Source organism: Pseudomonas shirazica (genome assembly GCF_015168335.1).
GTDB lineage: Bacteria > Pseudomonadota > Gammaproteobacteria > Pseudomonadales > Pseudomonadaceae > Aquipseudomonas > Aquipseudomonas asiatica.
Genome location: NZ_CP063456.1, coordinates 5,171,987 through 5,182,401 on the forward strand (window position 1 = coordinate 5,171,987; position 10,415 = coordinate 5,182,401).

Annotated in this window: 11 protein-coding genes; 5 read left to right on the forward strand and 6 right to left on the reverse strand. The window is 62.5% G+C overall.

Translation table 11 applies throughout. From position 1 onward, the window contains the following. Positions 1-64 precede the first annotated feature (64 nt). From IMX18_RS23825 to IMX18_RS23845, 5 genes are all read left to right on the forward strand, one after another. Entirely contained in the window at positions 65-1,087 is a 1,023-nt protein-coding gene (locus IMX18_RS23825; protein WP_015268494.1) for a DUF5924 family protein, read from the forward strand. A 116-nt stretch (positions 1,088-1,203) separates the two neighbouring features. Further along, complete coding sequence (locus IMX18_RS23830; protein WP_043935195.1) at positions 1,204-2,337, forward strand: ABC transporter permease; 1,134 nt, start codon at positions 1,204-1,206, stop codon at positions 2,335-2,337. After that, positions 2,334-3,125 carry an ABC transporter ATP-binding protein gene (locus IMX18_RS23835; RefSeq protein WP_054572514.1) on the forward strand — a complete coding sequence of 264 codons (792 nt, stop codon included), beginning with the start codon at positions 2,334-2,336 and terminating at the stop codon, positions 3,123-3,125. Before IMX18_RS23830 ends, IMX18_RS23835 begins: the two co-directional genes overlap by 4 nt. A gap of 3 nt (positions 3,126-3,128) precedes the next feature. Next, complete coding sequence (locus tag IMX18_RS23840) at positions 3,129-4,067, forward strand: MlaD family protein (protein WP_046616914.1); 939 nt, start codon at positions 3,129-3,131, stop codon at positions 4,065-4,067. Further along, positions 4,064-4,690: an ABC-type transport auxiliary lipoprotein family protein gene (locus IMX18_RS23845; protein ID WP_054572513.1), complete on the forward strand. Its 627-nt coding sequence runs from the start codon at positions 4,064-4,066 to the stop codon at positions 4,688-4,690. The genes IMX18_RS23840 and IMX18_RS23845 overlap by 4 nt, the downstream gene beginning before the upstream one ends. A gap of 140 nt (positions 4,691-4,830) precedes the next feature. On the opposite strand, the gene IMX18_RS23850 is transcribed toward IMX18_RS23845, so the two are convergent. The 6 genes from IMX18_RS23850 to IMX18_RS23875 form a co-directional block, all read right to left on the reverse strand. Beyond that, complete coding sequence (locus IMX18_RS23850; RefSeq protein ID WP_054572512.1) at positions 4,831-6,060, reverse strand: nucleoside recognition domain-containing protein; 1,230 nt, start codon at positions 6,058-6,060, stop codon at positions 4,831-4,833. A gap of 271 nt (positions 6,061-6,331) precedes the next feature. Then, on the reverse strand, positions 6,332-7,660 hold the full coding sequence (gene gltP, locus IMX18_RS23855; protein WP_003256981.1) for a glutamate/aspartate:proton symporter GltP: 1,329 nt from the start codon (positions 7,658-7,660) through the stop codon (positions 6,332-6,334). Positions 7,661-8,403: 743 nt separating this feature from the next. After that, positions 8,404-8,874 carry an inhibitor of vertebrate lysozyme family protein gene (locus tag IMX18_RS23860; protein WP_015268488.1) on the reverse strand — a complete coding sequence of 157 codons (471 nt, stop codon included), beginning with the start codon at positions 8,872-8,874 and terminating at the stop codon, positions 8,404-8,406. 2 nt (positions 8,875-8,876) lie between these two features. Next, positions 8,877-9,038, reverse strand: a complete 162-nt coding sequence (locus IMX18_RS23865) for a DUF1328 domain-containing protein (protein ID WP_003252966.1) — start codon at positions 9,036-9,038, stop codon at positions 8,877-8,879. 41 nt (positions 9,039-9,079) lie between these two features. Beyond that, positions 9,080-9,370, reverse strand: a complete 291-nt coding sequence (locus IMX18_RS23870) for a hypothetical protein (RefSeq protein ID WP_015268487.1) — start codon at positions 9,368-9,370, stop codon at positions 9,080-9,082. Positions 9,371-9,544: 174 nt separating this feature from the next. Then, on the reverse strand, positions 9,545-10,366 hold the full coding sequence (locus IMX18_RS23875; protein WP_015268486.1) for a BON domain-containing protein: 822 nt from the start codon (positions 10,364-10,366) through the stop codon (positions 9,545-9,547). Between the last annotated feature and the right edge of the window lie 49 nt (positions 10,367-10,415).

Here is a 10,415-nt window from a genome sequence, read left to right on the forward strand (position 1 = left end):
TGGGAGCGGGTTCACCCGCGAAGAAGCCGGCACAGCCACCATATCCTTTCTGTTGTAGCCCCCAATGCCCCAAATCCCCCACATCGTCCAGCGCATCATCGAACTGCTCAAACGCTACCCCGGCATCATCGCGCTCGGCGGTTTCCTCTCCGGCATCGGCAGTTTCATCCTGGTCGACCGTCAGGCTGGCCTTGCCAGCTGGGTAGCTGTGCTCATGCTGGTCAGCTGGCTCTGGCTGATGCTGGAAAACACCCTCACCGGCCTGTTCGCGCGCACCTTCAACCGCGAAATACCGCAGCCATTGCTGCGCTACGCGACACAGATGATCCACCAGGAATCGCTGTTCTTCGTGCTGCCATTCTTCTTCATCACCACCACCTGGAACAGCGGCCAGTTGGTGTTCACCGGCCTGCTTGGTGCCGCCGGGCTGATTTCGATCATCGATCCGCTGTACTACAAGTGGCTGGCACCGAGGCGCTGGCTGTTCCTGGCGCTGCATACCCTGACCCTGTTCGCCGCCCTGCTGACCGCGCTGCCGATCATCCTGCACCTGACCACCGCGCAAAGCTTCAAGCTGGCCCTGATCGCAGCCATGGCCCTGTCGTTTCCCAGCCTTGCCAGCAGCTTCCCGATCAACAACTGGCGCCGTGCCGTGGCCCTGGTGCTGGTCACCCTGTCGGTCGGCGGCGGGGGCTGGCTTCTGCGCTCCTGGGTGCCACCAGCAACCTTGTGGATGACCGAAGTGGCGGTCAGTACCGAAGTGCTGAACCGCCAGCCGGGCGATTCGCTGCACGAAATTGCCGCCAGCCGCATCCGTAGCAGCGGCCTGTACGCCTACACCGCGATCAACGCGCCACGCGGCTTAAACGAGCGGATCTATCACGTGTGGCAAAAGGACGGCCAGGAAGTTGATCGCATTGCCCTGGACATCCATGGCGGGCGCAAGGAAGGCTACCGGGCCTGGACCCACAAGCAGAACTTCCCGCCGAACCCGGTGGGCAAGTGGCAGGTGAGGGTACTGACAGAGGATGGGCAGGTCATCGGTGTGCTGCGCTTCAAGGTGGTCGATGACGCGCCCGCAGGGTGAGTGTAAGGGGGCCCCTTTGCGGCCCCCAAGGTCCGTGAAGACAGCACATAATCACCAAACAGCCCATGCCCGCTGCGCTATGATCAGGCCCTAAGCCTTAGCGCCGAGTCAGTAGCATGGAGCCGATGACCACCCCCAGCGCCACCCTGGACACCAGTAGCCAACCGGCTTGCCTGCGCATTACCGGTGACTGGACCCTGGCGCACTACGCCAGCCTCAAGCGTGAGAGCAAGCGCCTGCGGGCGCAATATGCTGCCGATACCGTCGCCGACCTTAGCCAACTGGGACGCCTGGATACCGCCGGTGCCTCGCTGCTGGCCGAACTGCTCGGCTCCGAACGCCTGTCCCGCTGCACCGATGGCCTGCCCGAAGCCAGCCGCGCCCTGCTCAAGAATGTCTACTGCTCGGTGCAGGACTACTGCATTCCGGTCAAGGAACCCGAGCGTAACGTGCTGCTGTTGCTACTAGAGCGCATCGGCTGCGCCGTTGGCACCTTGTGGCAAGACACCCTGCAGGTGCTCGGCTTCGTTGGCCTGATCCTCGAAACCCTGCTGCGCCGTGCCCTGCAACCCCATCGCTGGCGCTTTACCCCGGTCGTGGCGCACATCGAACAGACCGGTCTGGACGCCGCGCCCATCGTCGCCCTGCTGACCTTCCTGGTGGGCGCGGTGGTGGCCTTCCTCGGCGCCACGGTGCTGGCCGATTTCGGCGCGACCATCTTCACCGTCGACCTGGTGGCATTCTCGTTCCTGCGAGAGTTCGCCGTGCTGCTGACCGCCATCCTCATGGCCGGCCGCACCGCCAGCGCGTTCACCGCGCAGATCGGCTCGATGAAGGCCAACGAGGAAATCGACGCCATCCGCACCCTGGGCCTGAACCCCATGGAGCTGCTGGTGGTGCCGCGCGTACTGGCGCTGTTGATTTCGCTGCCCTTGCTGACCTTCATCGCGATGATCTGCGGCATCGTCGGCGGCGCGGTGGTGTGCGCGCTGACACTGGACATCTCGCCAGCCATGTTCCTGTCGCTGCTGCAAAGCGACATCGGCGTGCAGCACTTCCTGGTCGGCCTGGCAAAAGCACCGTTCTTCGCCTTCCTGATCGCCGCCATCGGCTGCCTGGAAGGCTTCAAGGTCAGCGGCAGCGCCGAATCGGTGGGCGCGCACACCACCTCGGCGGTCGTGCAGTCGATATTCGTGGTCATCGTGCTGGATGCGGTGGCTGCGCTGTTCTTCATGGAGATGGGCTGGTGAGTGGCCAGGAACGTGTGATCGAGGCCCGCAGCATCTGTAACCGCTTCGGCCGCCAGAGCGTGCACGAAAACCTCGACCTCGACCTGTATCGCGGCGAGATACTCGCCGTGGTCGGCGGTTCGGGCAGCGGCAAGTCGGTGCTGCTACGCAGCATCGTTGGCCTGCGACGGCCCGACGAAGGGCAGATCAAGGTGTTCGGCCAGGACTTGGCCGGCCTGCGCGAAGAGCAGCGCTCACTGGTCGAACGGCGCTTCGGCGTGCTGTTTCAGAAGGGCGCGCTGTTCTCTTCGCTGACTGTCACCGAAAACGTGGCATTGCCGCTGATCGAGCACGCCGGGCTGTCCCGCGCCGATGCCGAGCACCTGGCCGGGGTGAAACTGGCCCTGGCCGGGCTGCCAATCTCGGCCGCCGACAAATACCCGGCCTCGCTGTCCGGGGGCATGATCAAGCGCGCCGCGCTGGCCCGGGCACTGGCACTGGACCCTGACATCCTGTTCCTCGACGAACCCACCGCCGGCCTGGACCCGATCGGTGCCGCCGCCTTCGACCAGTTGATCCTTACCCTGCGTGACGCCCTGGGCCTGTCGGTGTTCCTCATCACCCACGACCTCGACACCCTGTACACCATTACCGACCGCATCGCCGTGCTGTCGCAGAAGAAGGTCCTGGTGGCCGGCCCGCTGGCCGAGGTCGAGCAGACCAACGACGCCTGGATTCAAGAATACTTTCATGGCCCACGCGGGCGCGCGGCCGAGCAGGCCGCCACCCGTGCCGGGCAGGAGCGCTGAGCAATGGAAACCCGAGCCCATCACGTTCTTATCGGCCTGGTCACCGTCCTGGTGGTGGCCGGCGCCATGCTGTTCGGCCTGTGGCTGGCCAAGTCGAGTGTCGACGACGCCTTCAAGGACTACGAAGTGGTGTTCAACGAAGCCGTCTCCGGCCTGTCCCGCGGCAGCCCGGTGCAGTACAACGGCATCAAGGTAGGCGATGTGTCCACCCTGCGCCTGGACCCGAAAGACCCGCGCCGGGTACTGGCACGGGTGCGCCTGAGCGCCGACACCCCGGTGAAGGAAGACACCCAGGCCAAGCTCACCCTGGCCGGCGTGACCGGCAACTCGTTCATCCAGCTCAGCGGGGGCACCCCGCAAAGCCCCGAGTTGAAAGGCAAGGACGGCAAGCTGCCGGTGATCATCGCATCGCCCTCGCCAATCTCGCGCCTGCTCAATGACAGCAGCGACCTGGTGACCAACATCAACCTGCTACTGCATAACGCCAACCAGATGTTTTCCGAGGACAACATCGGCCACCTCAGCAACACCCTGTCCAACCTCGACAAGACCACCGGCGCCTTCGCTGGCCAGCACGGCAGCATCACCCAGGCCATCGAGCAACTGGTGCAGGTGGGCAAGCAGGCCAGCGCCACCCTGGCCGAAACCCAGGCACTGATGCGCAATGCCAACGGCCTGCTGGGCAGCGAAGGCAAGCAGGCAATCGGCAGCGCCGAGCAGGCCATGCAGTCACTGGCCGAGAGCACCGCCACCATCAACCGCCTGCTCGAGGACAACCGCGAAGCCATCGGCGACGGTGCCCAGGGCCTGAACCAGCTGACCCCGGCGATTCGCGAGCTACGCGAAACCCTAAACGCACTCAAAGGCATTTCCCGGCAACTGGAGGCCGACCCTAGCGGCTACCTGCTCGGCCGCGACAACAACAAGGAGTTCCAACCATGAAACCGTCGCTGCGCCTGCTGGCCCTGGCGGCCGCATTGAGCCTGGCCAGTGCCTGCTCGATCCTGCCGCAGAGCGAGCCCGTCGACCTGTACCGTCTGCCGGTGAACCAGCCCGGTCGCACAGTGCCGGCGCTGGACTGGTCATTGCGCCTGAACAAGCCGCTGGCCAGCGAAGTGCTGGCCGGGCCACGGATTGCCGTGATTCCCCAGGGCGATGTGGTCAGCAGCTACAAGGGTGCGCGCTGGAGCGACGCAGTGCCGGTGCTGCTGCGCAACCGGCTGCTAGACGGTTTCCAGCGTGACGGCCAGGTACAGCGCCTGAGTGCCGACGACAGCAACCTGCAGGCCGACTACGAGCTGGCTGGCGAGCTGCAGGCATTCCAGACCGAATACCTCCCGGGCGGGGCGGTGGATGTGGTGATCCGCTATGACGCACGCCTGGTTCAAGGCCGCAACCAACGCATTCTGGCCAGCAAACGCTTCGAAATCCGCCAGCCGCTGGCCGACAAGCAGGTGTCAGCAGTAGTTGCCGGTTTCGGGAAGGCCTGCGACCAGCTGACCGGGCAGGTGGTGAGTTGGACCATTGCACAGGCGGGTAGTACACAACCACCATCAGTCCGTTGAGTCAGGCCCGGTTCTATCTCCTGTCAGGGCCTCATCGCCGGCAAGCCAGCTCCCACAGGTACTTCGCATGCCTTGAAGTCTGTGAGGTCAAGGTGGGAGCTGGCTTGCCGGCGATGGGCCGCAAAGCGGCCCCAAAAAGGTCAGGCGAAAAACCAGTAACAGACGAAGATCGCCGCGATCACACCGGAAAACTCCGCCAGTAAGGCGCAGCCGACGGCATGGCGCACGCGCTGGATACCCACCGCACCGAAGTACACCGCCAGCACGTAGAAAGTGGTTTCGGTACTCCCTTGAATCGTCGCTGCCACCAGCGCCGGGAAGCTGTCCACACCGTGGGTCTGCATGGTCTCGATCAGCATCGCCCGCGCCGCACTGCCGGAGAACGGTTTGACCAGCGCCGTGGGCAAGCCCTCGACGAAGCGGGTGTCCAGGCCCAGCCCAGTCACCGCATGACGAATACCGTCCAAAGCCAGCTCCAGGGCGCCTGAGGCCCGCAATACACCCACCGCCACCAGCATCGCCACCAGGTAAGGCAACAGGCCCTTGGCCACATCGAAACCTTCCTTGGCGCCTTCGACAAAGGCTTCATACACCTTCACCCGCTTCAAGGCGCCGATCACCAGGAACAGGGTGATCACACCAAACAACGTGAGGTTGCCCAAGATCGACGACAGGCTGGCCAGCGCGGCCGCCGAAAGGGTACCGAGAAAGGCCATGAAGCCGCCCAGCAGCAAGGCACCGGGAATCAGGTAGGCAAGCACTACCGGGTCCCACAGGCGCAGGCGCTGCATCACTGCCACCGACAGCAGGCCGACCATGGTGGAGACGCTGGTGGCCAGCAGGATTGGCAGGAACACCATGGTCGGGTCCGCCGCACCTTGCTGGGCCCGATACATGAAGATGGTCACAGGCAGCAGGGTCAACGACGATGCGTTGAGCACAAGGAACAGGATCTGCGCGTTGCTCGCCGTGGTACTGCTGGGGTTCAACTCCTGCAGCGCGCGCATGGCCTTCAGGCCGATCGGCGTGGCGGCGTTGTCCAGCCCCAGGCCGTTGGCGGCGAAGTTCATGGTGATCAGGCCCAGGGCCGGGTGGCCGGGCGGAACTTCCGGCATCAGCCGGGCAAACAGCGGGCCGAGCACCTTGGCCAGCCACTCGACGATGCCAGCCTTCTCGGCGATCTTGAGAAAGCCCAGCCACAGGGTCAGCGTGCCGAACAACAGCACCATCACCTCGACCGACAACTTGGCCATGGCGAATATGCTCTCGACCATCGCCGCGAAGATGCCGGCGTTGCCGCCTATTAGCCATTGGGCCAGGGCGGACACTGCCGCCACCAGGAAAAAGCCAAGCCAAAGGCCGTTGAGCATCCGTGTGTTCCCCCTGAAAAATGCCCGAATGATAGCGTATCGGGGCGTGTGACTGGCGATCGCGATCCTTTGTAGGAGCGGCCTTGTGTCGCGAAAGGGGTGCCCAGCGCCCCCCAAGATTTCAGCTCCGCTGCACAAATTGCCGGGGCCGCTCTGCGGCCCTTTCGCGACACAAGGCCGCTCCTACAAGGGTTCGCAATTGACTCCCAAGATCTCACAGGCAACAAAAAGCCCCGACAAGTCGGGGCTTTTGGTCAAACAGCAGTCAGGCTCAGCGCTTGGCAGCTTCGCCAACCATGGCCGCTTCCTGCTTGCCGGCCATCAGCGAGGCGTAGTACTTCTCGCCCTTGGCGGCGTCGTACATGCCTTCCCAGCGCGCGATGACCAGGGCTGCCAGGGCGTTGCCCACAACGTTCAAGGCGGTACGGGCCATGTCCATGATGCGGTCGACACCGGCGATGAAGGCCAGGCCTTCCAGCGGGATACCCACGCTGCCCAGGGTGGCCAGCAGCACCACGAAAGAAACACCCGGTACGCCAGCGATACCCTTGGAGGTGACCATCAGGGTCAGCACCAGCAGCAGCTGCTGGCTCCACGACAGATCGATACCGTACAGCTGGGCAATGAAGATGGCCGCGATGCTCTGGTACAGGGTCGAGCCGTCGAGGTTGAACGAGTAGCCGGTCGGTACCACAAACGAGCAGATCGACTTCGGCGCACCGTACTTCTCCATCTTCTCGATCACGCGCGGCAGCACGGTTTCCGAGCTGGAGGTGGAGTAAGCGAGAATCAGCTCATCTTTCATGATGCGCATGATCTTGATCACCGAGAAGCCGAACAGGCGGGCAACCAGGCCCAGCACCATGAAGGCGAAGAAGGCGATGGCGAAGTACACCAGTACCACCAGCTTGGCCAGCGGCAGCAGCGAGCTGAACCCGAAGTTGGCCACGGTCACGGCGATCAGGGCGAACACGCCGATAGGGGCGTAGTTCATGATCATGTGGGTGACCTTGAACATGGTCTCGGAAACCGCCTGGAAAGTACGCACCAGCGGGTCGCGCAGCTCTGCCTGCAGGCTCGACAGACCCAGGCCGAACATCACCGAGAAGAAGATGATCGGCAGCATTTCGCCACGCATCAGCGCTGCGAAGATGTTCGACGGGATCAGGTTCAGCAGGGTTTCGATGAACGCATGCTCATGCTGCACCTCGGCCGCGGTAGCCTGGTACTTGGAGATGTCCACTGTACCCAGGGTGCTCATGTCGATGCCGGCGCCCGGGTGGAACAGGTTGGCCAACACCAGGCCGACGACGATGGCGATGGTGGTCACCACTTCGAAGTAGATGATGGTCTTCAGGCCGATGCTGCCCAGTTTCTTCGCGTCGCCAACCCCGGCGATACCCACGATCAGCGACGAAATCACGATCGGGACGACGATCATCTTGATCAGGCGAATGAAGATGTCACCAGCGGGCTGGAGGACGTTGCTGATCCACCATGCCTTTTCTGCACTGAAATGATTCAGTAGAGCGCCGATTGCAACACCCAGGACCAGACCGATGACGATCTGCCAGGCGAGGCTCAGTTTTGCCTTCTTCATGTCTTTACCCTTTGTTCTAGTGGTCATGGGCACCCAACGGAAACGCGCGTAACAGAGCCGTTGGCTAGGTCACGGGCAGCAGCTGCTTCCGTCCGGCGACTTCATGTAAGGACACCGCAGGCGAGCGACAGGGCGCTCGGCCGGCGAAAAAGGCGGCAACTATTGCGATGGCAAAGGGGGAAATCTAATGCCTGAAGCGCATGGCCCATGCCGTTTATGCATAACGTTTCTGACCAGAACGAGAGGTTCGCAAGTGCTTGATTTACAACGTTCGGAATCCCGAACAAGACCAAACCGCCATATTTAGGCAGATTTGGCAGGGTAAAAAGAACAGGGGCGATGGCTTGTTCGACAATCCGAATGGCCGAAATGCCACTTGAACAAGCGCCGAGCTGATCGAAAAAAATTGATGTGCGGTCGAGACAAAATGTGTCTCGAAGAGGAAATCGCGCAGGGAAGAGACGTTTCCTACATGGCTCCTCGGAAGTCAGGTCTGGTCAGATGCCCCTATGGCACCGCCGACCTGAAACTTCCGATTCCGCCGTTCCTGACCCGGCCCATGGCTGGAGGCACTCCCTGTACCCCTAGGCCACTCCGATCCTGCAACAATCAGAACAGCCCGGCCCCTTGGTCATGTGCAGCCCCTCCTCGGGGCGGCGCATCATAGAAGGCTGAAATATAGACAGGTTCAGCTTCTATTACGTGACAGTGCATGACCTTTCATCCGTACCGGCTACAAACGCTCAGTACCAGTTCGGGTCACGCTTGAGCTGCTCCTGCAGCATTGCCTTCATGCCGTCATCCGGCTCACCCAGCCAGCGGTACTGCGCGTGGCGGGTGGGCGACTTGTCGTTCGGCAGACCTTCGGGCACCTCCACGAGCATCCCGTAGGCATCATCCTTGTCCCAGCTGAACGCCACGATCAGGCGCTTGTAGGTGCAGTTGTCCTGGCCTTCGCACAACGGGCCGACCAGGTACTTGTCGCCGTCTTCGGTGACGGCAGACATCTGCTGCTGGGAACTGCCGGTCAGATTGACCACCCAGTCAGGCAGGCGTTCCTCGCCTTTGATCGTGTCCTGCCAGGTTCCCCTGTACTCCGGGTCCGAGCCGAGCAACTGGTCGACCCGGACCTGGCCGTCATTGGCCGCCATCGCCGCCGCACTGCCACCCAGTAACAGGGCGGCAGCCAGGGCTGTCCAACGCTTCCTGCCCATCTTCAACCTCGTCCACGTCCAAAGAAGAAGGAGGCTACGAACAGCACCAGGAAGACAATGAACAGAATCTTCGCGATACCCGTGGCAGCGCCCGCGATACCACCGAAGCCCAGTACGGCGGCGACAATGGCGATGATGAGGAAAGTGATAGCCCAACTCAGCATGGTGGTTCTCCTTTCTTTTTCGGAATCGGTTCAACCGGCGGTCAGAACACCCAGCGGTCCTGGGGTACGACATTTTCCAAGGTGCCCGGTGACGCACTGGCCTGGCCGGTTGGCAGCGGGTCGGCGGCCTTGACCAGGGTGTTGGCACGGGTTGCCTGAATGTGCGTCAACAGGGCGGTCTGCGCCGCCACTTGCTCGGCCAGGCGCGCGGTCTGCCAGCTGTAATAGAAGAGGCCAGCGGCCAAAGTCAGTACCAGCGCCAGGCCGAGTGACAACACCTGGCGCAGGGGCAGTGCGGCGCTCTGCAAGCGGTTGACGGATTGGCAGTTCATGCCGGCTCCTCCTGCTGTAATTCTTGTTCAAACCTGAATAAGTAATTGCAGCCTGCATGCCAGCCTTTTGAATCAAATAAAATCCTTTCAAATCAAGTAGTTACACATAAAGGCGATAATCGACAGGGACGTATCCTGCACGATGCCTTCCGTGGGGTCGTGCGAATTGCACGATCAACCTTCGATCTTGGTCGCCACCTTGAGCAGGTCGGCATCCACCCCGCGCACGCCGATGATCTGCCTAGCGATTTCCACGGCGATGGTTTTTTGCTCGCTGCTGACCACTTCGCCTGAAAGCCGAACCAGCCCCTCTTCGCTGGCCACTTTCAGGTTCAGGCCATCGAGGTTGCGGCTGAAGCGGTAGCTGTTCTGGATCTTGTCGATGATCCAGCTATCACTCGGCTGCGGCCCGGTCGGCAGCCCAACCGGAGCTTCCCGGGCCTTGGCCATGGCGGCGGTATCGAGGCTGACCAGGTTGTTGACCAGGTGTACGCCCTCGGTGGTGCGCGCCACCACGCCGGCCAGCTCCTTGGCCTCGGCACTGTCGACCTTGCCGCGCAGGGTCACCACACCTTCGCTGCTCTGTACATCTATAGGTGCCTTCTCGGTTATGCGGCTCCATAGCAGCCGAGCACGGATCACGGCGGCCAGGGTGGCATCCTCCAGGCGCTGGGCGTAGGCACGCAACGCCAGCGGGCGCTCCACCAGCTGGGCATTGACCCGCAGTTGGTTGTCAACCTGCTCGATGCCACGGGTAGCCAGAGCCACATGCTCTGCCAGCTGGCGCTCGACGTCGTTCTCCACCTCACCGGAAAGCCGCGCCTGCTTGCCATCCACCTCGACCTGAATACGGAACGGGTCGAGCATGCGGTTCAGCGACAGGGCAGTTTGCAGGGCCCCCTCCAGGCGGGCGTCTTGCACCGGATCGGCGAATACCGGCGTGAACACCGGTAGCAGTGTGGCTGCCAACATGGCGGCTCGGATGGAAAAGCGCATGGCAGTGCCTCCTTTTGTAGGCAAAAACTGAAAATCCTCGCAACCAATG

Excerpts from the sequence above, each read along its gene's own strand:
- IMX18_RS23865 (WP_003252966.1), bottom strand. The coding sequence starts at position 9,038 with ATGCTGAGTTGGGCTATCACTTTCCTCATCATCGCCATTGTCGCCGCC.
- IMX18_RS23840 (WP_046616914.1), top strand. The coding sequence starts at position 3,129 with ATGGAAACCCGAGCCCATCACGTTCTTATCGGCCTGGTCACCGTCCTG.
- IMX18_RS23850 (WP_054572512.1), bottom strand. The coding sequence starts at position 6,060 with ATGCTCAACGGCCTTTGGCTTGGCTTTTTCCTGGTGGCGGCAGTGTCC.
- IMX18_RS23870 (WP_015268487.1), bottom strand. The coding sequence starts at position 9,370 with ATGAACTGCCAATCCGTCAACCGCTTGCAGAGCGCCGCACTGCCCCTG.
- IMX18_RS23860 (WP_015268488.1), bottom strand. The coding sequence starts at position 8,874 with ATGGGCAGGAAGCGTTGGACAGCCCTGGCTGCCGCCCTGTTACTGGGT.
- IMX18_RS23825 (WP_015268494.1), top strand. The coding sequence starts at position 65 with ATGCCCCAAATCCCCCACATCGTCCAGCGCATCATCGAACTGCTCAAA.
- IMX18_RS23830 (WP_043935195.1), top strand. The coding sequence starts at position 1,204 with ATGGAGCCGATGACCACCCCCAGCGCCACCCTGGACACCAGTAGCCAA.
- gltP (WP_003256981.1), bottom strand. The coding sequence starts at position 7,660 with ATGAAGAAGGCAAAACTGAGCCTCGCCTGGCAGATCGTCATCGGTCTG.
- IMX18_RS23875 (WP_015268486.1), bottom strand. The coding sequence starts at position 10,366 with ATGCGCTTTTCCATCCGAGCCGCCATGTTGGCAGCCACACTGCTACCG.
- IMX18_RS23845 (WP_054572513.1), top strand. The coding sequence starts at position 4,064 with ATGAAACCGTCGCTGCGCCTGCTGGCCCTGGCGGCCGCATTGAGCCTG.